This window comes from Nguyenibacter vanlangensis, from assembly GCF_013376155.1.
In the GTDB taxonomy this organism is placed as follows: domain Bacteria; phylum Pseudomonadota; class Alphaproteobacteria; order Acetobacterales; family Acetobacteraceae; genus Gluconacetobacter; species Gluconacetobacter vanlangensis.
Window position 1 is genome coordinate 1 of record NZ_JABXXP010000002.1, and the last position, 23,223, is coordinate 23,223.

The 23,223-nt window shown below is 61.0% G+C and carries 25 protein-coding genes; 9 read left to right on the plus strand and 16 right to left on the minus strand.

Annotated elements, in window-relative coordinates; all coding sequences use genetic code 11:
* The first annotated feature begins 235 nt into the window (after nt 1–235).
* Together HUK84_RS00370 and HUK84_RS00375 are read left to right on the plus strand one after the other, a co-directional pair.
* Nucleotides 236–1,018, plus strand: a complete 783-nt coding sequence (locus HUK84_RS00370; RefSeq protein ID WP_456306653.1) for a TrbI/VirB10 family protein — start codon at nt 236–238, stop codon at nt 1,016–1,018.
* Nucleotides 1,015–1,284: a DUF2274 domain-containing protein gene (locus HUK84_RS00375; RefSeq protein ID WP_176638422.1), complete on the plus strand. Its 270-nt coding sequence runs from the start codon at nt 1,015–1,017 to the stop codon at nt 1,282–1,284. Before HUK84_RS00370 ends, HUK84_RS00375 begins: the two co-directional genes overlap by 4 nt.
* Nucleotides 1,285–1,339: 55 nt before the next feature.
* Here HUK84_RS00375 and HUK84_RS00380 read toward each other — a convergent pair whose 3' ends face one another.
* The 3 genes from HUK84_RS00380 to HUK84_RS00390 all read right to left on the minus strand — a co-directional run bounded on the left by HUK84_RS00380 (nt 1,340) and on the right by HUK84_RS00390 (nt 4,492).
* Nucleotides 1,340–2,260 (minus strand): LysR family transcriptional regulator, encoded by a 921-nt coding sequence (locus HUK84_RS00380; protein WP_176638423.1) that lies wholly within the window; start codon nt 2,258–2,260, stop codon nt 1,340–1,342.
* A 127-nt stretch (nt 2,261–2,387) separates the two neighbouring features.
* Nucleotides 2,388–3,281 (minus strand): alpha/beta hydrolase, encoded by an 894-nt coding sequence (locus HUK84_RS00385; RefSeq protein ID WP_176638424.1) that lies wholly within the window; start codon nt 3,279–3,281, stop codon nt 2,388–2,390.
* A gap of 77 nt (nt 3,282–3,358) precedes the next feature.
* Complete coding sequence (locus HUK84_RS00390) at nt 3,359–4,492, minus strand: alpha/beta hydrolase (protein WP_176638425.1); 1,134 nt, start codon at nt 4,490–4,492, stop codon at nt 3,359–3,361.
* Nucleotides 4,493–4,649: 157 nt separating this feature from the next.
* Between HUK84_RS00390 and HUK84_RS00395 the strand changes: the two genes are divergently transcribed.
* Both HUK84_RS00395 and HUK84_RS00400 read left to right on the plus strand, forming a co-directional pair.
* A complete protein-coding gene (locus tag HUK84_RS00395) occupies nt 4,650–5,564 on the plus strand; it encodes a LysR family transcriptional regulator (protein ID WP_176638426.1) in 915 nt (304 codons plus the stop codon).
* Between the two features lie 514 nt (nt 5,565–6,078).
* Nucleotides 6,079–7,158 carry an alkene reductase gene (locus HUK84_RS00400; protein ID WP_176638427.1) on the plus strand — a complete coding sequence of 360 codons (1,080 nt, stop codon included), beginning with the start codon at nt 6,079–6,081 and terminating at the stop codon, nt 7,156–7,158.
* Between the two features lie 2 nt (nt 7,159–7,160).
* Here HUK84_RS00400 and HUK84_RS00405 read toward each other — a convergent pair whose 3' ends face one another.
* Both HUK84_RS00405 and HUK84_RS00410 read right to left on the minus strand, forming a co-directional pair.
* Nucleotides 7,161–8,447 (minus strand): MFS transporter, encoded by a 1,287-nt coding sequence (locus tag HUK84_RS00405; RefSeq protein WP_176638480.1) that lies wholly within the window; start codon nt 8,445–8,447, stop codon nt 7,161–7,163.
* Between the two features lie 20 nt (nt 8,448–8,467).
* The gene (locus HUK84_RS00410) at nt 8,468–9,241 is read right to left on the minus strand and encodes a flavin reductase family protein (RefSeq protein ID WP_317135186.1); all 774 of its coding nucleotides are present in this window, start codon (nt 9,239–9,241) and stop codon (nt 8,468–8,470) included.
* 261 nt (nt 9,242–9,502) lie between these two features.
* Here HUK84_RS00410 and HUK84_RS00415 point away from each other — a divergent pair, with 261 nt between their 5' ends.
* The 3 genes from HUK84_RS00415 to HUK84_RS00425 are packed head-to-tail and all read left to right on the plus strand — an operon-like array spanning nt 9,503 to nt 12,106.
* The gene (locus tag HUK84_RS00415) at nt 9,503–10,618 is read left to right on the plus strand and encodes an alkene reductase (RefSeq protein WP_176638428.1); all 1,116 of its coding nucleotides are present in this window, start codon (nt 9,503–9,505) and stop codon (nt 10,616–10,618) included.
* 38 nt (nt 10,619–10,656) lie between these two features.
* Nucleotides 10,657–11,766, plus strand: coding sequence for an alkene reductase (locus HUK84_RS00420; RefSeq protein ID WP_176638429.1), 1,110 nt, complete (start codon nt 10,657–10,659; stop codon nt 11,764–11,766).
* 13 nt (nt 11,767–11,779) lie between these two features.
* Entirely contained in the window at nt 11,780–12,106 is a 327-nt protein-coding gene (locus tag HUK84_RS00425; RefSeq protein ID WP_176638430.1) for a putative quinol monooxygenase, read from the plus strand.
* 18 nt (nt 12,107–12,124) lie between these two features.
* Here the strand turns inward: HUK84_RS00425 and HUK84_RS00430 are convergent, their stop codons facing one another.
* Nucleotides 12,125–13,024 carry a LysR family transcriptional regulator gene (locus HUK84_RS00430; RefSeq protein WP_176638431.1) on the minus strand — a complete coding sequence of 300 codons (900 nt, stop codon included), beginning with the start codon at nt 13,022–13,024 and terminating at the stop codon, nt 12,125–12,127.
* Nucleotides 13,025–13,176: 152 nt separating this feature from the next.
* Between HUK84_RS00430 and HUK84_RS00435 the strand changes: the two genes are divergently transcribed.
* Nucleotides 13,177–14,301 (plus strand): Gfo/Idh/MocA family protein, encoded by a 1,125-nt coding sequence (locus tag HUK84_RS00435; RefSeq protein ID WP_176638432.1) that lies wholly within the window; start codon nt 13,177–13,179, stop codon nt 14,299–14,301.
* A 54-nt stretch (nt 14,302–14,355) separates the two neighbouring features.
* Here the strand turns inward: HUK84_RS00435 and HUK84_RS00440 are convergent, their stop codons facing one another.
* The 4 genes from HUK84_RS00440 to HUK84_RS00455 are packed head-to-tail and all read right to left on the minus strand — an operon-like array spanning nt 14,356 to nt 17,504.
* On the minus strand, nt 14,356–14,745 hold the full coding sequence (locus HUK84_RS00440) for a tautomerase family protein (RefSeq protein ID WP_176638433.1): 390 nt from the start codon (nt 14,743–14,745) through the stop codon (nt 14,356–14,358).
* 48 nt (nt 14,746–14,793) lie between these two features.
* Nucleotides 14,794–15,996: an MFS transporter gene (locus tag HUK84_RS00445; RefSeq protein WP_176638434.1), complete on the minus strand. Its 1,203-nt coding sequence runs from the start codon at nt 15,994–15,996 to the stop codon at nt 14,794–14,796.
* The gene (locus HUK84_RS00450) at nt 15,996–16,493 is read right to left on the minus strand and encodes a DUF3237 domain-containing protein (protein WP_176638435.1); all 498 of its coding nucleotides are present in this window, start codon (nt 16,491–16,493) and stop codon (nt 15,996–15,998) included. The genes HUK84_RS00445 and HUK84_RS00450 overlap by 1 nt, the downstream gene beginning before the upstream one ends.
* A gap of 12 nt (nt 16,494–16,505) precedes the next feature.
* Nucleotides 16,506–17,504 carry a quinone oxidoreductase family protein gene (locus HUK84_RS00455; RefSeq protein ID WP_176638436.1) on the minus strand — a complete coding sequence of 333 codons (999 nt, stop codon included), beginning with the start codon at nt 17,502–17,504 and terminating at the stop codon, nt 16,506–16,508.
* Between the two features lie 146 nt (nt 17,505–17,650).
* Here HUK84_RS00455 and HUK84_RS00460 point away from each other — a divergent pair, with 146 nt between their 5' ends.
* Nucleotides 17,651–18,598: a GlxA family transcriptional regulator gene (locus HUK84_RS00460; RefSeq protein ID WP_176638437.1), complete on the plus strand. Its 948-nt coding sequence runs from the start codon at nt 17,651–17,653 to the stop codon at nt 18,596–18,598.
* Here the strand turns inward: HUK84_RS00460 and HUK84_RS00465 are convergent.
* From HUK84_RS00465 to HUK84_RS00490, 6 genes are all read right to left on the minus strand, one after another.
* On the minus strand, nt 18,595–19,494 hold the full coding sequence (locus HUK84_RS00465) for an EthD domain-containing protein (protein ID WP_176638438.1): 900 nt from the start codon (nt 19,492–19,494) through the stop codon (nt 18,595–18,597). The two genes, HUK84_RS00460 and HUK84_RS00465, sit on opposite strands and share 4 nt — an antisense overlap.
* A gap of 20 nt (nt 19,495–19,514) precedes the next feature.
* Entirely contained in the window at nt 19,515–19,919 is a 405-nt protein-coding gene (locus HUK84_RS00470) for a nuclear transport factor 2 family protein (RefSeq protein ID WP_176638439.1), read from the minus strand.
* Nucleotides 19,920–20,133: 214 nt separating this feature from the next.
* Nucleotides 20,134–20,529 carry a nuclear transport factor 2 family protein gene (locus HUK84_RS00475; protein ID WP_176638440.1) on the minus strand — a complete coding sequence of 132 codons (396 nt, stop codon included), beginning with the start codon at nt 20,527–20,529 and terminating at the stop codon, nt 20,134–20,136.
* 281 nt (nt 20,530–20,810) lie between these two features.
* Entirely contained in the window at nt 20,811–21,608 is a 798-nt protein-coding gene (locus HUK84_RS00480) for an SDR family NAD(P)-dependent oxidoreductase (protein ID WP_176638441.1), read from the minus strand.
* 41 nt (nt 21,609–21,649) lie between these two features.
* On the minus strand, nt 21,650–22,678 hold the full coding sequence (locus HUK84_RS00485) for an alcohol dehydrogenase (RefSeq protein WP_176638442.1): 1,029 nt from the start codon (nt 22,676–22,678) through the stop codon (nt 21,650–21,652).
* 213 nt (nt 22,679–22,891) lie between these two features.
* Complete coding sequence (locus HUK84_RS00490) at nt 22,892–23,215, minus strand: hypothetical protein (protein ID WP_176638443.1); 324 nt, start codon at nt 23,213–23,215, stop codon at nt 22,892–22,894.
* Nucleotides 23,216–23,223: the final 8 nt, after the last annotated feature.

Below are 23,223 nucleotides of genomic sequence, written 5' to 3' on the forward strand. Positions count from 1 at the left end.
TATTTGGGGAACGATCGTCCTGGCGGGGGCATGCCCCCGCCAGGACGATCCTCGGTCAAACTGGGGAAATTTCAGCCAGCCGTTTTGGGGAGATTACATCCAGCACTGACAGCCGCTGCCCGGCGATCTCGGCAAACCGATCCTGAATGCCGGCGCCGCGCCGAATACCGGCGCTCCGGCAACCACGCCCGATCCCGCAGCCCAGCGGCTTGCCCAGGAGACGGACGCCGCCCGCGTGAGCCGCCTCTTCGCCCAGACCAACCAGCAGCCGCAGCCGGTCAGCCTGGTCACTCCGCCGGCGACGGGGACGCAGAGCGGTCCGACGCCCACGCCGCCTGTCGACGCCGGATCCGCGCAGAACATGCAGGATCGCAAGACCGCCTTCCTCAACGCCACGCCGGACAAGCGGACGGTCAGCCCCGACCGCCTCGACGCCAAGGCCTCGCCCTATGTCGTTCAGGCGGGGACGGTGATCCCGGCGGCGCTCATTACTGGAATTCGATCCGATCTTCCGGGCCAGATCACCGCCCAGGTTACCGAGGCCGTCTACGACAGTCCGACCGGGCAGTTTCTGTTGATCCCCCAGGGCGCGAAGCTGATCGGCCAGTACGACAGCTCGGTCGCTTTCGGCCAAAGCCGCATCCTCCTGGTCTGGACGCGCATCATCATGCCGGATGGCAACTCGATCGTGCTGGAGCGCCAGCCCGGCGCCGATACTGAAGGCTATGCCGGCCTGGAGGACGAAGTCGACAACCACTGGGGCATGCTGTTCAAGGCCGCCGTGCTCTCGACGTTGCTCAGTGTCGGCGCCGAAGCCGGTACAAGCCAGGATGAGAACAATCTCGTTCAGGCGATCCGGAGTGGCGCCTCTAACAGCATCAGCCAGACCGGCCAGCAGATCGTCCAGCGCCAGCTCAACATCCAACCGACGCTCACAATCCGCCCGGGATTCCCAGTGCGCGTCATCGTGACCCGCGACTTGGTGATGGCGCCGTATGGACAGGGAGACACACCATGACCAAGTTGAAGCTCGGCCCGCTCGCAGATGATAAGCCTGTCAAAGTAAGTGTCGAGCTTCCCGCTGCCGTGCATCGAGACCTGGTTGCCTATGCTGAGCTGCTAGGCCGGACGACAAGTCGCGCGGCTCCCGATCCGACGAAGCTGATCGTGCCGATGATCGAGCGATTCATGGTAACTGATCGTGCGTTCGCGAAGGCAAAGCGGAGAGAAGAAATTCACCTTCCGACACCAGCGAGGTCGGGGGAACGCTCGGGCAGCCCTTAAAAGGCGGCTAGATTGGATTTCGGCTTGTCTATTGCCAAATTCGCCGAACGCATGCTCACGGCTGCGGCCCAGGAGCGGCTGAAAGATCCGGGTATCGATTTTCGAGCAGCTCAAGGAAGGGTTTCAATGTTGGATTTCTGCTAGCTCCACGCCAGCAGGCGGCGAAGTTCACGCGAGTCGGGCCTTCCGGGTCATGGACCTCTCGATAGACAACGTCATCATAGTGGGCGCCAGTGGCTCCCTCAAACAGCAGGTAGAGACCAAAACCAGCTCCTACCATACCCATCAAGCGGTCGATCCCTCCGTCTTGCCGCGAGAAACGCTGGCTCGCAAACGCTCCGAGTTTTGCTTCTAGGAGGCGCTGCATTTCCGGCCCTGCCCCTCTCTCTTGAACCAAGATCGGGTATCCGGCCAAATCGGCCCATTGTAATACCGCTCGATCGCACAGCGAATGCCCTTCAGGTAGGGCTACTATCACCCGCTCGCTCCAAAGAGAGAGTGAACGATCATCCCAACCACCGCCCTGGGCGATAACGACAGCCACATCGATCGCATTAGCGAGTGTTTCAGCGAGCAGACGCTCCCGCGCCCCATCAACAATTTGTACTGCAACGGCCGGACACTTTCTGTGGTACTCGGCCAATGTTGCTTTAAGGTTTCCGGTTGCGAGTGAAACGTGAACACCAATGGTCAGATGCCCGGTCTTTCCTAGCGAGGACGCTCGAAAGCGAGAAGCAACAATCTCCAGACTCTCCGCTATTCTCCGAGCCGCTTCGACGAATTCTTTCCCCTCCGGAGTAGGATTCGTTCCTCCATTTGTGCGCTCAAAAAGAACGCCACCTAATTTGCTTTCGAGCTGCCGCAGGGAGCGACTGAGAGTGGATTGCCGGATGTTCAGCGTCTCGGCTGCGCGTCGGAGACTCCGATATTGCGCGGCTACAATAGCCCACTTCAGTTCCCGCAACTCTATTGTCACCGTTCTGCCGGTCCCTAATTTAGTCGCACACGGCGTCTTCGGAATCCTTTGAGAGAGACATTCTAACCATCACCGACCCAGGTTGGGACAGGGTCGCTTGCCCGTCCGAAACACGCCGCCTCTGCGTTCATAGATGCCGTGCAAACCACTCGATGGCAGCCCTGGAAGCCGTCTCGAACCCCTCAAGATAGGTCGAATAGTGGCCTCCCGGCATCAGAACGAGCGACTTCGGTTCCAACGCCCTCTCATAGGCAGCAAGGGCGAGATCTGTTGGGGCAGTAGTATCGTGCGTCACCGCGATCATCAGCAGGGGAGTGGGCGAGACTCGATCGATCCACCGACCCGGTTCGTACATCCTGGCGCGGCGATTCGACTGGATGGTGATATCGTTCTGCCACATCCCTGGGGGCACGTCCTGCGTCAGGAACTTCACTGTGTCGGGTGTATGATACTGGGCCGCGACGCTCGGGTCCGGGTCGACGAGTTTCTGCCGGCGGGGCGGTGCTCCCTTGAGTTGAGCGCGCTGGTCTTCGTTGAAGGACTCTTCCAGAGCGCTCAGGCTAGCTGGATTCACTCGCCTCTGGCCCGCAGCGAAGCCATCGATCGTCGGCACTTGAGTAACCACCGCTTTGAGTCGCCGGTCCGTCGCTCCCAGTACGATCGCGTGGCCCCCTGAATAACTGGTCCCCCACAGCCCGATCCTCAACGGATCGACGTCGTCGAGCGTCTCCAGATAACTGATTGCCTGCCGCCAATCCTCGATCTGCCGCCAAGGATCAATATCGTGACGCGGTTCGCCACCGCTGCCACCGAAGTTCCGATGATCGTGGAGTAGAACCACGAAACCTGCATCGGCAAAGGCACGGGCGAGGGGTTCGATGCCGTGATATCTTGTCGCGCTGAAGCCATGCGCCATCGTCACAGCGGGCAGAGGTTTCGTGGCGTTCGCTGGACGGAATAGCCAAGCAGCAAGCCTTGTTCCGTCGATGGCGTTGAACTCCACGTCAACACGTTCAGTCATGGAACGCAAACCTTCCTACGCGAAAAGTCCGATAGAAGCGGCTGACCCGAATTCGTGGTTCTTCAATTTGGTGCAGTTCAATCTAGGGCGGTCCGTGCGCGAAGACGCCGAGCGAACCAGTCGGCGATCAGCTGCCGGGCTGCATCCGGCTCATCGGCTTGGACATGTTCCGCACCACCTTCGGCCTCAGAAAAAATCCGAAGTTGCTTGTCCGCCGAACTTGCGGCTTCATATGCCTTGCGTGCGTCATCGGCCGAAATCGCTAGATCATGCGCGCCATGCAGAATCAGCAAAGGCTGGGTAATTCGCTGCATTACTCCGTCCAGCTTGTATTGTTGGACACGCTGAAGGGCCTCCTCCATCGTCGCTGTGCCCATGATCCACTTCAGCTGGAAGAAGCCGACCGAGATATTTTTGGTTTGTGTTTCCCAGCGTCTTGTCCACAGCGCTCCGTAGTCCCACACGCCTCCCCATGCGACACACGCCTTAATTCGTGGCTCGAAGGCTGCTGCCCGCGGTGCGTAGTATCCGCCAAGGCTGATCCCAAGGATCCCGATCCGCGACGAATCGACGTCGGCGCGCGTTTCAAGAAAATCGATGATCGCCGCAGTGGGGACCTCATAGTCGGGACGCGATGGAACTCCACGCAGGCGTAACGGCGCCCCGACGCCCGGCGTGTCGATGGCAAGGACGCTTATGCCCCTTCGGATAAACTCCTCCCGAATGAAGAGGAACAGGAGTTCCTTTGTTACATCGAGCCCAGAATAGAATATGACGGTCGGCGCCGGTTCGGAGCTCCTTGCCGGAATGAGGTAACCGGGAAGGGAACCATCGGGTGATGCAACCTCGACACGCTCGATAGGAAAAGGCGCGTGCAGGCTCGCCGCGTCGAAAGTGTCGAGTGCGGCCTTGTAACGAGCTAGCTTGTCTGAACCAGGAGGCATTTGCCGCTCGCCGAGGAGTCTGTATGCGGCGGCCCTGGCATATCGCGCTCCGGCACTCAGCCGGTGCCCGGCATTCAGGTCGGCGGCCGCGAGTTCCTCCTGCTGAGTTGCCATTCCGACCCAAGCCCCGTCCCAGGCCTCCATATTCCCTTCAGCGCTCCGAAGCGCGCTCAGCCACCGGTGCATCTCCCCTAGTTGGCCACCTGCCATGAGACTCATCACGACTGTAGAGGACCACATGTAGTTCTCGGGAAAATAGGTAAACATGGTCACGAGATCCTGGCATCTGACGCAATGGTGGGGATGGACAGCGCACCTCGGGGTTGCCGAGCGTGCTACCTGATCTACATCTATTCCCACCAAATTCTCAGGTGGCTAATTCGGAATAGAATGTATTCCAATCGAGGAATGGATATCGGGCGCTATGGACAGGCTGGACCTCATTCGAATTTTCTCGCGGGTCGTAGAGCACGGCAACTTCTCTGCTACGGCTCGCGAACTCGGCGTCGGGCAGCCCGCCATCAGCAAGCGCGTCGCCGCACTCGAGGCCGAACTGGGTGTGGAGTTGATCCGACGCTCTTCGAGAACATTCACGGTCACGGAGAGCGGCCGGCGCTTCTACGAGGCCTCAGTTCGGTTGCTCGAGGATTATGATGATGCGGCATCAGAGGCGAAGAAGGTCCAGGTCTATCCTAGTGGGCTGCTTCGGGTACTCGCGTCTCCCACGTTCAGCCGCCTCTACATCACCCCCCACTTGGCCCTGTTTCGCGATCGCTATCCGGATGTCTCGGTCGATCTTATTACAGCGACGCCTCCTACGCGAATGATGGAAGACGGTGCCGACGTCGCGATTTACGGCGGTGAACTTTCGGATTCCAGCCTTGTCGCGAAGAAGATTGCAGATGCCACGATGGTTACAGTTGCGACGCCGGAGTATCTTGTGGGTCACGGCACGCCTTGCCGGCCACAAGATCTCGAAACCCATTCGGCCATCGCAGTCCTCGAGTTCGGCGCGGTTCGCAACTGGGTATTTGCGAACGCAACAGCCCGGCACGTTCATCAGCCGAGAGGGTTCCTGCGAACAAACGATGCAGAGCAACTAAGAAGCGCCGTTCTTTCTCATCTAGGAATTGCCAACGCACCGTCTTGGCTCTTTGCCAGAGAGCTGGCAGCCGGGACGGTCCAAGCCCTGCTGCTTGACTTCAACTTTTCCAAGCCGATCTTCAGCCTCAGACCCTCAGGTCGGAGATTGGCCAAGAAAGTTGAGGTGTTCACGGGCTTTATTTCAAAGATCTTGGCCGAAGAACTCACGCCGGCCAATGCGCTGATCGCACGCTGACCAGGCTCGGGCAGGACAGGCCCTCGCCACCGCGACAAGCGACCACTCGTCCCGAATTGAGCCTGTTTTCGTCCTTCTCGAGGGCGAGCCGAGGGGCATATGGTCCTTCGTCTGGTCAGGCGCACGACGGCAGGTCGCCTTCCATCTTCGGGCAAGAAACTGATGACCTATCGTCAAATAACTCTCAAGCACCAGCTCGTAGTCATCCCCGCGACAGACAAGTGCAGCCCTGAAACTGGACTGATGCCGCCTCTCGCAGAAGAGCAACTCCCACTCAAATTACGCTACTTGTCGCTTGATCTGTAAATGTGCGGGCGGATGTGACGGTGGGTGAAGCAGTTGCCGAAGTCATTTGACCGAACACTCCGACCACCGGCCTGGAGATCTCGTACGCGCCCGAATCGGCTGACGAAACTCACAGTTGTATCGCCCGGAGACATAAAACGTAGAATGGCAAAGGCCGAGATCGTCAAGAACCGCAGCTGACCGGGAACTTAAATCGGAGCTCCAACCGATGCCATCTATCTTCGATCCGATCCGTCTGGGCGCCATCGAAGCGCCAAACCGCATTTTGATGGCGCCGCTAACGCGCGCGCGCAACACCCGCGACCATGTCGCGACACCGATCATGATCGAGTATTACCGTCAGCGAGCTTCAGCAGGGTTGATCGTCAGCGAGGCAACAGGAATCAGCCTGCAAGGACTCGGCTGGCCCTATGCTGCCGGCATCTGGAACGAGACCCAGATTGAGGCGTGGAGACCAATCGTTGCGGCCGTCAAGGAGGCGGGCGGACGGATCATCTCTCAGCTCTGGCATATGGGACGTGCAGTCCATCCTTCCATGCCAGGACGCGGCCAGCCAGTGTCGGCCTCGGCAACGACGCAGCCCGGAGAAGATCACACTTATGAAGGAAAGAGGCCATTCGTCGAGGCTCGACCGTTGCACCTCGATGAGATCCCGCTCCTTCTAGATGATTACCGGCGGGCTGCCCGCAACGCCTTGGCAGCCGGCTTCGACGGCGTCCAGATCCATGCCGCGAACGGCTATCTGCTGGACCAGTTCCTGCGCGACAGCACGAACTTTCGGACCGATCGCTATGGTGGTTCGATCGAGAACCGAATCCGTCTGCTGGGGGAGGTCACAAGCGCGGTCGCGGAAGTCGTTGGGAACAACCGCACCTCCGTGCGCCTGTCGCCCAACGGCGATCGGCGCGGGGTGAACGACAGCAATCCCAGGCCCTTGTTTGAAGCCGCGGCCGCGATGCTTTCCGATATAGGCATCGCATTCCTCGATGTTCGTGAGCCTGGGTACGATGGAACTTTCGGTAAGGCCGACAAGCCGCCGATCGCGCCTTATATGCGCGGGGCTTTTGAGGGCCCGTTCGTCCTCAATACCGACTATGACTTTGCCAAAGCGCAGACCGCTCTTGCACAGGGAGCGGCTGATGCGATCGGCTTCGGTCGTCTTTTCATCTCCAATCCCGACCTTCCGCATCGCTTCGCGAACGATTTGCCCCTCGCCCCTGACGACATGGCGACCTGGTACACGCAAGGCGAGCAAGGTTACATCGACTACCCTTCCGCCAAATCGTGATGCTAGTGGCCCGGGCCGCCGGCGACGTGCTGGACCCGTGTTCGCGACGCCGAAGCTGCCCAGGTGGCTTGAGAGATCAGCGCCGCGGCGATGATGCACAGCGCGCCCGCGAGACCGATCCAAAGGACTGAGGTTAGGGCGATGACGAGGGAGCCGAGAGCCGCCCCCAGTGCGAAGCCAAGATACATAAACGATGCGTTTAACGACAGCGCGACCGGAGCGTGGCCGACGCCGACCACCGCGATAAGCCGGTCCTGCTGGGGCGGGTAGAATCCCCAAGCGCTAAGCCCCCAAACCACCATCAATGCTAGTACCGGAACCATGGCAGCCGGCGCCATCATCAGCCCGGCGACTGTCAATCCTGCAAACGCCATCGCCAACAGCGGAAGTGCGATCGCCTGCGCCCGCCGAGCGCCCCAATGGTCATTCGCGATGCCGCCGAGCGTGACTCCGAAGATGGCCGATACGCCGACAACGGTGATCATCATGCCGGCGTGTTCGGCGGGCAGGCCCGTGCTCACGCTGATGAACGGTGAAACGTAGGTGTAGACTGCGTAGGCGCCTGTCGCCCACAGAGTTGTGGTGGCAAGCGTGCCGAGAGCGCCGGGATAGGCAATGATCGCCAGCCTCTCCCTAACGGAAGCCGGCGCACTGCCTTGCATGTTCCGAGGCAGGCGGACCGTTAGGACAAGAAGTGCAGCTGCCGCGAGCACGGCGACGCCGACAAAGGTCAGCCGCCAGCCGAGATGGGCGCCGACGAACGCCCCGGCCGGCACTCCGAGCGCAACGGCAACGGTGATGCCACCATTGACGATGGCCAGTGCGCGTCCTCGTCGAGAGGGATGAACGAGTGTTCCCGCCAGCGCATTTGCATTGGGAACATAGAGTCCGGCGGCGAGCGCAAGAAGGATGCGGGCACCCATCAGCGACCAGTAGGAGTGAGCAGCAGCTGCGAGAAGGTTGGCGAGCACGAAGGCGGCTAGCGAACCCATCAGCAGCGCGCGGCGGCTGTGGACTGCCGTGAAAGCCGTGAGCAAAGGAGAGCTGATCGCATAAATGAGCGTGAACACCGTGACGAGTTGGCCGGCGGCCGGAACGCCGACCGAGAGCGCGTGGGCAACCTCGGGTAGGATAGCCGCTATCATAAAGCCTTCGGTGCCGACGGCAAAGGTCCCCGCAGCCAGGGCATAAAGCGCGCCGACGTGGGACGTCACCAGTTCAGGCGCAGATCGCGTTTCCAGTTTGTTGATATCCGCGTCGGCGTGGACCGGCGAGTTGTGGGCGGGCATGTGTTTCACTGCGACAGCCCTCAGGCTTCCGTTTTCTGTCGGGCGTCCCAGTCGCCGACAGACATCGAGGGCAGTTTTATGACTTGTGTGGTCTGCACATATGAGTTTGGGCCCGCTCTTCCGATGATGCGAAGCGAGGGCGTATCGATGTATCCACGCTCGGCATTCAGCACGGCGTCGTCGGCTATATGCATCGCGAGAACTTCACCGAGCACCAATGACCTCATTGGGCCGAGCTCGACGATCTGCATGACCTTGCATTCGAGAGCGACGCGGCTTTCGGCGATACGGGGTGTCCTGATCTTGATTGATGGAGAGGCTGTCAGCCCAGCCTCGGCAAATTCGCTGACACCCGGGCCGAAGTCGATGGCTGTCACGTTCATCTGCTCAAGGGTTTCCTCGCTTACGAGGTTGACGACGAACTCGCCCCGGGCGCGGACGTTGTTTCCGGTATCCTTCCTGTCGTGCATCGAGCGGCTGAGAATCGAGAAGCCAACCACCGGGGGGTCTTCCCCAAAAGCGTTGAAGAACGAGAACGGGGCCGCGTTGGCAACTTCGGTCTCGTCCAGGGACGACACCCACGCAATCGGGCGAGGCGTGATGGTGGAGCCAAGCAGCTTGTAGCGAAGCGGCGCATCGAGCTGAGTGAAGTCAAAAATCATTTTCGGAACTCCATGAAACTCCGTCCGCGCGCGAAGGAACATGTTTCCCTCTTGGGGCGGATCGCCCACGAAAATTGGGTCGGCAGCTGCCCGGGCCAGAGACGCGATCATCGCAACTGAGCGGACGCTCACGTCCGAAATCCGAATGGCGGTCCGCCGGGCGCTGTGCCCCCGTTGCTTTTAAGGCGGCGACGATTTGGCAAGAAGGTCAAAGAGACCCGCAATTCGCGACATGGCTCGTCGGGCGACGGAGCGGGCAATTATGGACGCTGACGGCTGAACTGTTGTTCGTCCCGACCTAATTCAGGCAGCCGCGGGAGCAATCTATTTCTGGCCCGACCGCCATCGCCTTCATGCCTCTCGCGTCAGCCGGCGGCATTTGGAGATTTATCTATGTCTAAGCTGTTCAGCCCAATCCGGGTCGGCCCCTATGAACTGAAGCACCGCGTGGTGATGCCGCCTCTGACTCGGCTGCGTGCCGACCCCGATGATACCGCCAGCGCCATGATGGCCGAGCATTACAAGCAACGCGCCTCCGACGGCGGACTCATCATCGTCGAGTCTGCGATGATCTCGGTGGAAGCGCGCGCCTACGATGGTGCGCCAGGCCTGTACCGTGACGAACATGTTGCCGGATATCGGCGGATCGCCGATGGCGTGCACTCCAAGGGAGGTGTCGTGATCGCCCAACTGGCGCACAATGGCCGGACAAGCCACGTCGAGATGAACGGCGGCGTCCCGCCTCTCGGGCCATCAATTGTGCCGCTCGACGCGCAGGCGCTCACTCCCACGGGTTGGAAGCCGGTCTCGCCCGGGCGCGAGGCCACAGTCGATGACATTAAACGCGTCATCGACGATTTCCGCGCGGCGGCGCGGCGGGCCTTCGACGCGGACATCGATGGTGTCGAGATCCACGCAGCGAACGGCTATCTGCTGGACAGCTTTTTGCAGGACGGTACCAATCGCCGGACCGACAGATATGGCGGGGCGGTGGAGAACCGGGCCCGAATCCTGATCGAGACGGTCGAGGCGATCGGCTCACTCAGGGGCTTCGATCGTGTCGGCGTCCGCCTTTCACCCAGCGGCGAATGGAACTCGATCCATGACAGCGATCCCGAGACGACATTCCGCCGTGTCGCCGAGCTCCTCGATCCCTATGGCCTGGCCTATCTTCACGTCATCGAGCCGCGGGTGAAGGGCGACGACGACAAGGTCGACTCCTTAGATCATCCGCCAGTCGCGTCCGCCTTCCTGCGCAACCATTTCAGTGGGCCGATTATCGCGGCTGGTGGATTCAGGGACGCCGCCGGGGCAGAGGAGACGCTGCAGCGCGGCGACGCCGACTTGATCGCCTTCGGCCGCTGGTTCACCTCCAATCCCGACCTCCCAGAACGCCTCCGGCGCGGACTGCCGCTCACCAAGTACGATCGCTCCGCCTTCTGGGGCGGCGACGGGCGCGCCTATGTCGACTTCCTGCCCTGGCAAGGAGCGGAAGCGTCAGTCGCCTGATCCTTCCTCCCCAAACACTGCTTTCAAGGATTGTCACCATGCTGAAGCTCTACTCACCGATTGCCCTTGGGGCGATTCATCTCTCGCATCGGGTCGTGCAGGCGCCCCTTACCCGTCTTCGTTCGGAACAGCCGGGGGATATTCCCGGCGACCTGATGGCCACGCACTACGGGCAGCGAGCATCTGAAGGCGGCTTGCAGATCGCAGAGGCAACCACGGTCTCCATCGTTGGGCGCGGTTATCTTGGCGCTCCCGGCATCTACTCGGACGCACAGGTGGTCGGCTGGCGAAAGGTAACAGATGCGGTTCATGCCAAGGGCGGACGCATCTTCCTCCAGCTCTGGCATGTCGGCCGGCAGAGCCATATCGACATGACCGGTGGTGCGGCCCCCGTGGCGCCATCCGCAGTCCCGTTCGAACAGGTGGTCTTCACTGCGAACGGCTGGGTCCCGGTCTCGCCGGCTCGGGCGCTCGAAACCGATGAAATCCCCGGCATCGTAGAGGAATTCCGCCAGGGCGCCGTGCGCGCCAAGGCGGCGGGTTTCGACGGCGTCGAGATCCACGGCGCCAATGGCTACCTGATCGACCAGTTCATCCAGGACGGCACGAACAAACGCACCGACCAGTACGGCGGACCAATCGAGAATCGGGCGCGGCTCCTGATGGAGGTCGTCGAGGCGGTGAGTTCGGTGTGGGGAGCGGACCGGGTGGGCGTCCGTTTGGGCCCGAGCGGAAGCTGGGCCTCCATGCATGATAGCGATCCGGCCGCAACGTTCGGCTACATAGCCAACGCTCTCAACCGGTATGGCCTTGCTTACCTGCACATCATTGAGCCGCGCGTGGTCGGTGGCGAGGTACCGGATGAGAGCAAGGCACCCGTGGCGGCGGCGCAGCTGCGCAAGATTTTCCGCGGCCCGATCATTGCAGCGGGCGGCTTCAATCGCTCGGACGCGCAGGAAATCGTCGAGCGTGGGGACGCTGATCTCGTCGCCTTCGGTCGCTTCTTCTCCTCCAATCCCGACCTGCCGGACAGGCTGCGTCGCGACCTGCCGCTGACACCCTACGACCGCTCCACCTTCTGGGGCGGAGACGGGCACGGCTACACCGATTTCTTACCCTGGCGAGATGTGGCCGATGCGGCAGCCTAAAGGAGATAACATCATGGATCGCAAACCCTTCACCATCCTCGTCGGCATTAATCTCAAGCCCGGCTATGCGCAGGAGTTCCTCGCATTGCTGGACGACATCATCGAGCCGATGCGACGCGAAGAAAGCTTCATCGACGTCGTGGCGCTCCAGAACCAGGACGACCCCGACAGCATCGTCCTTTACGAGACTTGGCTCGACCGCCACGAGTTCGAGACCGTCCAGCGTAAGCGCGACTATCGCCGCGCTTACGAGGAACGCTTGCCGCAAATCCTGCGCGAACCGCGCACGATCACCTTCTTCGATGCCGTCAGGGACGTGCGGGCCAGCCAGCCCGCCTGAGGTAGATAACCTGGAGCATCAGCCCTGCCGAATCTCGGCAAACAGATGCTCGCCCATGAAGTTGACGAAGGCCCGCACGCGCGGCAGCAATTGCCGCCCGGCGGGCCACATCATGCGGAACGTGCCGACATCATCGAGATAGCGGTCGAGCACTGAAACCAGCCTGCCTTCGTCCAACTGCCGCCGCACGGCGAAGACCGGCATCGCCGTAAAGCCAAGCCCGCGCTCGGCCATTTCGATCAATGGTTCGATAGTGCTACAAATCAGCGTTGTAGGCAGGGCGAGGTCGAGATAGGCGCCGTCGCGCTTCAGCCGCCAGCCTTCTAGCTTGCCCGTGGTCGACCAGCGGTGATGCAGGCAGGCATGCGACAGCAGACCTTCAGGCTCTGTCGGCGTACCGGCGCGGGCAAGATAGTCTGGCGAGGCAACGATCACATAGGAATAAGTACCGAGCACCCTGGTCATCAGCGTGGAGTCGGCTGCCGCTCCGGTGCGCAGCACTACGTCGAACCCCTCCTCGACAATGTCGACGAGGCGATCCGAAAAATCGATGTCGAGTTCGATATTCGGATGCGCGACAGCAAAGGCACTGATGGCGGGCGTGAGCAACATGCCGGTAAGCGGCATACTAACCCTGAGGCGGCCGGCCGGCACGCCGTTGCTCTGCGCCATCTCCGCTTCGGCCGCTTCGATCTCGGCGAAGATCCGCCGGCAGCGTTCGAGGAATGCCTGTCCCTCGGCGGTGAGCGTCACGCTGCGGGTCGAACGGACGAACAGGCGAACGCCGAGGCGCTCCTCCAGGCGGGCTATGGTCTTGCCCACGGCCGAGGAGGAAATGCCGAGCCTGCGTCCCGCGCTAGTGAAGTTCCTCAGTTCGGCCGCTTGCACGAATGTATTGAGCGAGCCAAGTCGATCCATATTCAATCCAGATCTCCTGTCAGCCAGAGCTGGCTAGCCGGCTAGAATATCGGACTCTGGCGTCCGCAATGACCGGAAGGCAAGCTGTATTCCGGCCCAGGCGCTCAGTCCTTAGCTATGTGGCGAGTGGATTCCTGAAGGAGATCTCATCCATGAGCGTCAGCAATCGGCCCCCGATCCGTGTTGGCATGATCGGTATCGGCAACTGGGCCCAGCATGGCCCTATCCGCGTCCTGAACCTCCTGCCCGACTATGCGCTGTCGACACTCTTTAGCCAGAGACGTAAGGCGGCGGAGGTCGGTGCGGCCAAATACGGGTTCGATCACGTGGCGGATTCTGTCGGAGATCTTGTCCGGCGTCCCGAGGTCGATCTCGTCGCCGTGCTCACGACGGCTCCCCAACATGCAGCCGGAATCCGCGCGGCGATTGAGGCCGGCAAGGACGTCTATTGCGAATGGCCCCTCACGACTTCGACTGCGTTGTCGCAGGAACTCGCAACGCTCGCCGAAGCCAAGGGAGTGCGGACCTTCACCAGTCTCCAGCGCCGCTTCGCGCCGTTTAACCGCTACGTCAAGGATCTCATCGGAGAGGGCTATATCGGTCGCCTCCGCTCGGTTCGCATGCACGTCAGCATGAACTACTTCCAACCGCAGCTTCCCAAGGCCCTGGCCTGGACCGCGCCATCCGAGAACTTCTCCTCCATGGTCGCCATCTATGCCGGCCATTTTCTTGACATGCTGTTTTATGCCGTTGGCTGGCCCGAAAGCATCCAGGCACTTGCGGTCAACCAGTTTCCCAAGGTGAAGATCGTTGAGACGGGAGAAGAAATCGCCACCACCAACGCCGACGAGTTCGTCTTGACCGGCCTGTTGCCCGACAACGCCGTCGTCACCGTCCATCTCGAGGGCGGTAAGCGGAACGGCTCCGGTGTGCAGATCGACATCAGCGGCACAGAGGGCGACCTGCGGGTGACAAACACCTCCGCCTTCGGCGACGTGGGCGATGACTACCGCATCTTTGGCGCCCGTGGGGACAAGCTCGACCTGCAACCGATGCCCATCCCTTCCAAATATGACGTCCTGCCGAAAGCCGGACTTCCTTCGGCAGTAATGGAAGCCGCGGAGAACTTCGCCGCCTTCGCACGCGACGTGCGGGACGGTACAAGCACGGCGCCGACGTTCCTCGATGCGATTCGTATGCATCGGCTGATCGATACTGCCCTGTCGTCGAGCGACAGCGGTCGCAGGAGCGCGTTCGACGCATCGCTCTTCGGGTGACGCTCAGAATCGCCGCAAGCAGCGTCTCCGCTGTACGGTTGGGCAAGCCCTGGCTCAGAGTTCACCGGTGAGAAACTGTGCACGGCCAAATCCGAAACTCCAATCTTCGTCGTCATTGACGCTGAGTGCGATGACGACGTCGGATGGAGATATGCCGCAACGAGTCTCAAGCCTCTCGGTAAGGAGACGGTAGAACCCGGCCTTGGCTTCCCGTGATCGGGGCCGCGTCAGGACTCGGACGAGGATAACAGCCTCCGAGCGCTCGATGCCGAGCCCGGTGTCCTGAACGACGAGGTGCTGCGGCTCGTGTTCGGTGACAATCTGGTAGCGATCCTGCGCGGGAACACCGAAAGCGCCTAGCACTGCATCATGAACAGCGTCCAGCAGCGACCCGACTTCTGCAGCAGTTCTGCCCTTGACGATATCGACCATGATAAGCGGCATCTGCTACTCCTCCCAGGCGGCCGTTCCGGCCACTGCAGAAACTCTGGCTCAAGATGGTTTGGCGCTCGTAGAGCGAGCGTTCGTCCTGTCACCGACGCTGTAGCAAAGCGCGGAGAGAGGCAGCAGCACGCCCAGGATGACGACCCCCAGCCAGTCGAAGTGGACAAAGCTCCAGGCTGCAATGGCGGACGCCACCGACCCGCCGACGAAGAAGACGGCAATGTAGATGGCGTTCATGCGGCCCCGCTGCTCTGGCGCAAGTGCGTAGATCGCCCGCTGCCCAATGACGAGGTTCGCCGAAACCGCGCCGTCGAGCACGATGGCCGCGATTACGACAATCACAACGATCCCCCTTTCAGCTAGAAGCGTGGCACCGAAAGCCAGCATCACAAGGATCATGGCGGCAGTTGTTGCGGTGCGACTATAGCCTTGGTCGACGAGGCGGCTCGCGATCGGCGGCGCGACCGCGCCGGCGACGCCGGCGAGTGCGACCCATGCGATGCCGCCTTGCGAGAGGTTGAATGGCGCTTGTGCAAGCCACAAAGGAACCGCCGTCCAAAAGCTGATGAAAGCACCGAACATCGCGGCATGGTAGTAGGCGCGGCGCCGAAGGATTTCGGTCTTGTAGAAAATGTCACCCATCGAGCGTATGAGTTCGCTATAGGTTTGAGAGCTTGATGGCCAACGAACCGGTAAAGAGATGAACAAGGTCGCGGTCATTAGCACCATCAGAATTGCGGCGATGACGAAGATTGAGCGCCACGCCAGCGCATCAGCGATGAAGCTCGACGCAGGTCTGGCCAGCATGATACCCAGCATCATGCCGCTCACCAGCGTCGCAACAGCGCGGCCCTGCCGTTCGCCCGGGAGCAACTGACTGGCATAGGGCAGGATGACCTGGATCGCGCTCGCGGAAACACCCGCGAAGAAGCCAATCGTCAGAAACAGAGCCGTTTGATGGACAAGCCACAGAAGGCTTAAGCAGATCGTTTCGGTCGTCATCATCACGAGGATGAGTCGGCGGTTTTCGACGAGATCGGCCAACGGCACCACCAGCAGCAGGCCCATGCCGTAACCAGCCAGCGGCAGCGTGGTAAGAAGGCCGGCCTCCTGTCGAGGCATCCGGAAGTCGGCGGCAACGAGGGCGGCAATCGGCTGAATGAAATAGAGATTGGCGATTAGCTGGCCGCAGCTGGCGGCGAGCAACAGAACCACTCGTGGCGGCAAGGCTCGCGGCGGGCCGTCCTGCATCAGAGGACTTCGAAAATGTTGTAGATTGGCCCTTGCGGAAAGCGGTGTCCGGTCCCGATAGCGAAGACGCCATTGAGCCACATAAGGTCCGCATTCGCGGTCTCGAAGATTGGCGCGATGCGGAAGTAGTAGCTGGAGGGATCGACGTTCTCACCGCGTTCGAGGCGCTCGATCACCTCGGCAGGACCGTGTCGCAGTCCGCGATAGGCCATGGTCACGAGCGCCCCACTGTCGGTTTCGAAGGCAAGTCGCACGTCGAGCGTGACACTCCCATCCGGCCTCTTGACCTGCCAGTCGTTGGCCTTATTCAGTACCTTTCCGCGGATCCGCTCGCCGACGATCTCGCCGCCGGTCACAAAGCCGATCCGCCTAAAGCCGTTCGGCGTCGACCCGATCGGAACGATGGGACGCACGTCGAGCCGCATCGTGAAGAGGTGCCGCGTACGGATCGTCGAAAGCGGTCCCTCGGCAACGACTGCAGTGATGTCCTGGTCCATTGCGATACCCTCTCAGCTTCTGACTTTCATCAGCACGCGGCCGAACGGTCGCGCCTCAATGAGATGCCGTACGGCTTCGGGAGCGTCTGCCAGTGGGAACATCCTGGCGATCGTCGGCTGGAGTGCTCCCGTCGCGAGGAGACCCAGCAACTTCGCCCGCGCGGTTGCCAGGACCTCGGAAGACTGCGCACGAAAGGTGAATCCGCGGATGGTCGCCGCCTTCCATATCACGTCCGTGACGTCGATATCCGCCAGGCGGCCGGCTGCGTAGCCGACGGTGATCAAAGTCCCGCCGAAAGCGAGTGCAGACAGGGCCTGCTTCGTCAGCGCGCCGCTGACGCCATCGATGATGACGTCCACGCCCCTTCCTTCGGTGAGGCGCAGGACGCCGTCCTTCAAACTCTCCCGTGAGAGATCGATGACATGCTCATAGCCGGCCGCACGGGCCTGTTCGGCTTTAGCGGTCGTACTTGCCGTGGAGATCGCGAGGGACGCACCAAGCCGGCGCGCGACCTGGACGCTCTCCATTCCGACCGCACCGCCGATTCCTGGTGCGAGTACAGACTGTCCTGGCTTGAACTGCGCGAGAGCGGTCAGCGCGACATAGCCTGTCAAATAACCAGCCCCTGCCAGATAGGCGGCGGCGCGGTCATCGTCGATGTTGTTCGGCACGTGAGTGAGGTCCGACGCCGGCGCGGCAATGAATTCGCGCCAGGTTCCGTCGGTGACGACGCCATAACCTCGACCGGCAACGAACACGCGATCACCGGGGGAAAAACTTGGATCAGTGGACTCCCGCACTAACCCAACACCGGTCTGGCCGCCGATGCGAGGCAGATTGTCGGCTATCGCCGCATAAAAATCTCCAGACCGAAAGGTGTTGTCTAAGGGGTTAATGCCGACCGTGCGCATCTCGACAAGGATCTGGCCCTCTACGGCCGCCGGGACGGCGATATCTACAAGCCGGTTTTCCTCATAACCGCCGAAGGCTTGGTATTGGATTGCTTTCATAGAATCGAGCCTCAAGGGTCCTAGGTCGGGTCGCCTGGCCGCGTTCGAGTGAGCCGCGACGCTTCGACTTCTGCGCTATTGTAAGCAGCGGCACCCTTGACCTAAATGTCATAGACACACACGAATCAAGACACGGAAGGCCGCTGATGCCGCATATTGCGATCGTCCTATCACCCGGTTTCGAGATGATGTGCTTTGCGGCGATCTCCGCCTTTGAGGCGGCAAATGTGGCCGCAGGCGAAAAACAGTACGTAGTTACCATCCTCTCTGAGCGGGGCGGTCTGGTTAAGAACACGTTGGGTGCCGGCCTAGAGACTGAGCCATTTATCGAGCCGGGCAGCTTCGACACAGTCATCGCTGGCGGTTTGATTAAGCCGGTCCCGTCATCCCCCGGTTTGATCTCCTATTTCCAGGCGGCCGGAGAACGTTGCCGTCGAGTAGCCTCAATTTGCACTGGAGCATTCATTCTCGCTGAGGCAGGTTTGCTGGATGGTCGGCGTACGACGACGCATTGGTTTTTCGCCCGCGAGCTGCAATCGCGCTTCCCGCAGGTGCTAATGGAAGAGGATCGTATTTTCATTATAGATGGTCATATATGGACTTCAGCCGGAATGACTGCGGGCATTGATCTCGCGTTGGGCATGATTGAAAAGGACTATGGAGCAGAGCTGGCGCGATCGGCCGCGCAACTTCTTGTTGTCTATCATCGGCGCGCCGGTGGCCAATCTCAACACTCGATGCTCCTTACGATGAATGCTAAGTCGGATCGTATTCAGAGCGCATTATTGTTTGCACGACAGAACCTCCGCTTAACCCTGAGCGTCGAGGATCTCGCAGAAGTCGCCAATCTTAGTCCGCGCCAATTCAGTCGCGCCTTTCGCGCCGAAACTGGACAGACGCCTGCACGGGCCGTCGAAAACCTCCGCGTCGAGGCGGCGCGTCTGATGCTAGAGCAAAGCCGGCACACGCTCGACGAGATTGCCATAGAGAATGGCTTCACCGACCGCGAGCGTATGCGCCGCGCTTTTTTGCGGACCTTCGGCCAACCGCCGCAAGCGATCCGTCGTGCCGCGCGGTTCGGTGCGGAAGCCTAGAGTCCCTGTCCATCCCGCGTGAACATGGAAACCACAGCATGCTCTCGCTGGTTTGCGGCACCTGCTGCTTCGATGAGTTCAGCCGGGCGGCTACCGCGGAGGCCGGCCATGGTCGGCCGACCATCGCGCACAAAGGTGTAGAAGCCTGTCACCAAATAGGCGCCAAGCGCCTCAATGTGCTCGGACTGGCCGCCCAGCACCTTCTGGAAGGCGGCCGTTGCGAAGAACTCTCGTGCGGCACGGGCGCTTGTGAAGGCCACCTCGGCTACGGCGAGGTTGAGCCGATCTTCCTCCACGACGTGCTCCACATTGGGGGACGGCGGAGCTGGGTGTTCGTTGCTGTACGGCTCCGGGAGATGCAGCTTCCATTTCTGGACAGCCTCGAACCGCGCAAGCTCGGCGCTAGTCTCCTTGAGCCAGGCGGAAGCCTGAGGACCGTGCTTCCGATTCATGTAGACATGTACGCGATGATAATGGTCCGGTCCATTGCGGGTGCCGTCCTCTTCGCGGTCAACATAGGTCAGCGAGCCGTTCGGGAGCGCATAGGCGACCGCCTCGCCGATGAAATTGGCCTCGTCTCCATAAAGGATCGTGCCGGCCTTCGCGAAGATCGCCTGGTCGTCGAGATTGGCGAAACCGAGCTCGGCGGAGCCGTCGAGGACTGCCTTAATCGGGCGCACCCCATCGGCAAGCGGCCAGAGATTGGCCGTGCGGTTCCGATCGAAATGCTGCTGGACGTAAAAGCCGAGGCCCGGAAGGCGCGAGCAGAGCGTCGAGTGGACGTCGCGCCAATAGCTCGTGAACAGGTCGTGCGGCACGCCGTCACGACGGCGAACCGAAGCGTAGATGTTGTGCCGAACCGCCTTGTCGCGGGCCGAGTAGTCCTGCGTTGCCATGAGGATATACTCCGGATGCATCATTTCTGAGAAGAGTTGAACTGGTCGAGCAGGACGGTCGGATCAAAATAGGCGACCAGAAGCCGAACCGCCTTGCCATTCTCGATATCCCAGTGCTCCGAAATCATGATCGATTCACTGGTGCCTCGGACCCCGATATCGATGAGGGCAACCACGTGGCTACCCTCGGCGACGAAGCTCACATATCTCAGGCGTCCGAAATCGAGTGTTTCTGCGACCTGCGGCAGAATGCTGATATAGCCTGCGCGGTCGTAACGGCCGCCCCAGGGAAGCTGCGGCGGAACGAAAAGCTCGAAATTCTCGGCCAGCCGGTCGGCGAAGCCCGTGATTCTGCCCTCAGAGCCACCATCGTAGAAGGACTTCACAATTGCCTTGGCGTCATCGATGGTAGTTGAATCCGTCATCACGATTTTCCTTGCAATGCTGGCGCTAGCCGGTCGCTCCAGACTCGATCGAACTCGAGTCGTCCGATGCCGATCGATACGAAGATGGGCTCGGAAAACTTGCGGTTGTCCGGACCGCAGGGGTAGACACAACGACGGTGCTGCACTTTCGCGCCGCGATGGTCCTGCTAATCATGGACATCGTGTTCGCCTTGGCCGCCGCTGAGCACGCCCGTCATTCGGGAAAGTGATCCTTGAACATAGGGAGCCCACTCTTAGACTCGGCCTTGGAGGCTTCGTCCTGTAGGACATCCCAATGCTCGGCTAGCACGCCGTCCGCCATCCGCACGATGTCGGCGGCGATGAGTGCACGCGGCTGACCGTTGCCCGAGAAGCGGCCGTGCAAAATAACGTAGTCGCCTTCGGCAAGCGCCAGCGCATTTTCGTAGTGCAACTCGGATGGCAGTGCCTTGACGAGGTCGAAAAGCCCTTCCCGTCCAGGGGCGATGTGGGCGCTGTGCTGAAGATAGTTCGGCGACCAATATCTCTTGGCTGCCTCATAGTCTCTCTTGTTGAAGAGAGTATCGAAGGCTTCGAGAACAAAGGCCTTGTTGTCGATCTTACCCCGCATTTTGTTTCCACCTGCGCTGACGACGAACTGCGTGCGTCACTGACGCGCTGAGATCGATCGGTTGTTTGCTTCACAAAGACTAACGGGCATGCTTGGTGGCTCAAATGTCAGATAGGCCATCAAATCAGGACACCAAATGTCCGAACGACGCATGCACGCGCCGTTTGCTGAACGGCTGACCGTCGTCAGCAAGATCGAGACGCAGCGAATACGGCGGTAAAAAGCTGTGGTCCGGTTTCCGCGAAGCTCTGCTTCAGAGCAGGAGAGGCCTATCTCGGTCATCAACGAGGCCGGCGGCGCCGAGCGGGCGTAACACAGGACAGTCGCGTTGCGATTGCGTCGCGAGCGTGCTCGTAACTCGTCCAGAGCGTGGTATCAGGGAGGTACGGCATTGTGACAAGCTCGCCTTGGTCGAGGCTGGAGAGCGCCGCATCTACGAGATATTCAATGTCAATGTTGCGCTGGCCCTGTCCGTTCGATTTGCCCAGAGGCCCTTGCAATCTGGCCGTCGGCACGGGCGGAAGGACAACTTGCACCCGTACACCGTCCCGGGAAAACTGGTGATGGAGCGAACGGGTGAGTGCGAGGACGAAAGCACCGTTGGCACCGTGCACGCCGCCCACATACTCCGGAGCGATTGCCGCCATTGAAGAGATATTGACGATCGTGCCGCGACCGCGTGCCGCAAATCCCGGCGCTACGGCATAAGCGAGTCGAATTGTAGCTATGACGCTAAGAGCAATCGATTGCTCCGCTTCGTGGGCGTCCAACAATCGAGTTCCCGGCGCAAAACTCCCTATGCCGGCGTTGTTGACGAGAAACGTCACGCTGGCATCCATGGCCAAAGTATTCACCACTGTGACGAGGTCAGCCGGATTGCTTAAGTCGGCGGCGATCATCTCGACCGAGCGCCCGCTCTCATTGGTGAGGAGGGTGGCAAAGGTTCTCAGGCGGTCAGCCTGACGCGCGACCAGAATGAGATCATATCCGGCCCGAGCGAGCCGCTTTGCATAAACAGCGCCGATACCCAGAGACGCGCCGGTGATAAGCGCTGTTCCCTTGTGGCGAGCGAAGGGCATTCCAAAGCTCCCGCATGGGCGGTGGCTGAATGGACATGAGCCTACCCCGCCTGCGTCATCTCCAAGACCATGCGGAAGCGTGCTTCGTTGGCGAGCATCTTGGCGTAGGCCTCGGGTGCTCGCTCGAACGGTACGCGCTCGATCGTAGCCCGCACGTCCTGGAACAGGCTAAAGTTCAGCGCTTCCTCGATCTCGATTGGTGTTCCGGTGTTTCGTCCTGCGATCGAGCGTTCGCCGAACAGCAGATCGACCACACCGAACTGTATTGGCTCTGCGCCGGCGCCGACGACGATGAGTTGACCCTTTGCCGCTAGCCCGCCCAGAAGCGGCCCAAACGTTGCGGGGTTCGACGCCGTCGCGACGATCACGCTGGCGCCGCCAAGCTCCCGGAGCGTAGCGGCTGGATCTTCGGCCTCGCTATCGATGTACCGGTGCGCGCCGAGCGATAGAGCAAGATCCTTCTTGCCTGCGCCCCGCGCAATGGCGACCGTCTGGAACCCCATGTGTCGGGCGAATTGGATGGCGAGATGGCCGAGACCGCCAACTCCCTGAATGGCGACCAGATCGCCCGCCGTGGCCCCTGATTTGCGCAATGCGTTGAAGGTCGTGACGCCGGCGCATTGCAGCGGAGCCGCATCGACCGACTGCAGCGCATCCGGAATGGCGACGAGAGCATGCTGACTCGCTGTCATAATTTCGGCATAGCCGCCATCGAGGTGAATGCCGGTGATCGCCTGGTTGGAGCAGTTGACGAAATCGCCACGGCGACAAGAGGGGCATACGCCGCATCGTCCGGCGAGGAAACCAACCCCGACCCGCTGTCCGATCGTCCAACGCGCCACGCCCTCTCCGATCGCGTCGATCCGCCCCACCGCTTCGTGCCCGGGAACCCGCGGATAGCTCAGTCCCGGAAACCCACCCTCGACGGTCACGGCATCGGTATGGCAGACGCCGCAAGCCTCAACTGCGACCCGCACCATGCCGGGAGCAGGAGGCTCGATCGCTTTCTCCACTAACTCGAGCTTGCCACCGCCGACCGCCTGGAACGCCTTGTAAGTTGTGGACCCCATGTCTGCTGCCTTCCCTTGATGCAAGAGGGGCTATCTGCCGGCTCTCGAGCATAGGCTTGCGACGATAACGTCCTTCATTTCTATGTTGAGGCCTCATGGGCGCAAATGTCAGATATGCCCGCAATTTAGGACGCGAACGGGCATCTCGATGCTGGCGGCGCAACGTTGCGCCGGCGAAGCCTCGCTGCAATTGTAAACCCCTGCCCGGCGCGTCTACATGGCTGGACGTTTGGCGCGGCCTATGGCGCAAGTCGCGCTTGCAAAGGCAGACTCAGCGTCCAGGCGTCGCGGGCAAAAGGGCCAGACCGCCACGCCGTTGAGCTTATCGCTGCGCGCGCCGGCCAACTTGATCACACCGGAAAGGCGGCGAGTATGGCGGTGTCGGGATAGTGCGGCCGCCTTGGCACCGGCGTCCACGCCCTCATTCCTGCCAGCTTGCTCCGAGAGTTTATCGAGCGGCGAAACTAAGACGACTCCTGCATCGCGGTCGAGATGGCCGAGGGCACGAGTTGCGCCCTTGGCAATGAAATAGCTCACCCGGCAAG

Excerpts from the sequence above, each read along its gene's own strand:
- HUK84_RS00470 (WP_176638439.1), bottom strand. The coding sequence starts at position 19,919 with ATGACGGATTCAACTACCATCGATGACGCCAAGGCAATTGTGAAGTCC.
- HUK84_RS00430 (WP_176638431.1), bottom strand. The coding sequence starts at position 13,024 with ATGGATCGACTTGGCTCGCTCAATACATTCGTGCAAGCGGCCGAACTG.
- HUK84_RS00425 (WP_176638430.1), top strand. The coding sequence starts at position 11,780 with ATGGATCGCAAACCCTTCACCATCCTCGTCGGCATTAATCTCAAGCCC.
- HUK84_RS00375 (WP_176638422.1), top strand. The coding sequence starts at position 1,015 with ATGACCAAGTTGAAGCTCGGCCCGCTCGCAGATGATAAGCCTGTCAAA.
- HUK84_RS00400 (WP_176638427.1), top strand. The coding sequence starts at position 6,079 with ATGCCATCTATCTTCGATCCGATCCGTCTGGGCGCCATCGAAGCGCCA.
- HUK84_RS00415 (WP_176638428.1), top strand. The coding sequence starts at position 9,503 with ATGTCTAAGCTGTTCAGCCCAATCCGGGTCGGCCCCTATGAACTGAAG.
- HUK84_RS00485 (WP_176638442.1), bottom strand. The coding sequence starts at position 22,678 with ATGGGGTCCACAACTTACAAGGCGTTCCAGGCGGTCGGCGGTGGCAAG.
- HUK84_RS00460 (WP_176638437.1), top strand. The coding sequence starts at position 17,651 with ATGCCGCATATTGCGATCGTCCTATCACCCGGTTTCGAGATGATGTGC.
- HUK84_RS00420 (WP_176638429.1), top strand. The coding sequence starts at position 10,657 with ATGCTGAAGCTCTACTCACCGATTGCCCTTGGGGCGATTCATCTCTCG.
- HUK84_RS00480 (WP_176638441.1), bottom strand. The coding sequence starts at position 21,608 with ATGCCCTTCGCTCGCCACAAGGGAACAGCGCTTATCACCGGCGCGTCT.
- HUK84_RS00475 (WP_176638440.1), bottom strand. The coding sequence starts at position 20,529 with ATGCGGGGTAAGATCGACAACAAGGCCTTTGTTCTCGAAGCCTTCGAT.
- HUK84_RS00465 (WP_176638438.1), bottom strand. The coding sequence starts at position 19,494 with ATGGCAACGCAGGACTACTCGGCCCGCGACAAGGCGGTTCGGCACAAC.
- HUK84_RS00445 (WP_176638434.1), bottom strand. The coding sequence starts at position 15,996 with ATGCAGGACGGCCCGCCGCGAGCCTTGCCGCCACGAGTGGTTCTGTTG.
- HUK84_RS00450 (WP_176638435.1), bottom strand. The coding sequence starts at position 16,493 with ATGGACCAGGACATCACTGCAGTCGTTGCCGAGGGACCGCTTTCGACG.
- HUK84_RS00390 (WP_176638425.1), bottom strand. The coding sequence starts at position 4,492 with ATGTTTACCTATTTTCCCGAGAACTACATGTGGTCCTCTACAGTCGTG.
- HUK84_RS00405 (WP_176638480.1), bottom strand. The coding sequence starts at position 8,447 with ATGCCCGCCCACAACTCGCCGGTCCACGCCGACGCGGATATCAACAAA.
- HUK84_RS00440 (WP_176638433.1), bottom strand. The coding sequence starts at position 14,745 with ATGCCGCTTATCATGGTCGATATCGTCAAGGGCAGAACTGCTGCAGAA.
- HUK84_RS00455 (WP_176638436.1), bottom strand. The coding sequence starts at position 17,504 with ATGAAAGCAATCCAATACCAAGCCTTCGGCGGTTATGAGGAAAACCGG.
- HUK84_RS00435 (WP_176638432.1), top strand. The coding sequence starts at position 13,177 with ATGAGCGTCAGCAATCGGCCCCCGATCCGTGTTGGCATGATCGGTATC.
- HUK84_RS00395 (WP_176638426.1), top strand. The coding sequence starts at position 4,650 with ATGGACAGGCTGGACCTCATTCGAATTTTCTCGCGGGTCGTAGAGCAC.
- HUK84_RS00385 (WP_176638424.1), bottom strand. The coding sequence starts at position 3,281 with ATGACTGAACGTGTTGACGTGGAGTTCAACGCCATCGACGGAACAAGG.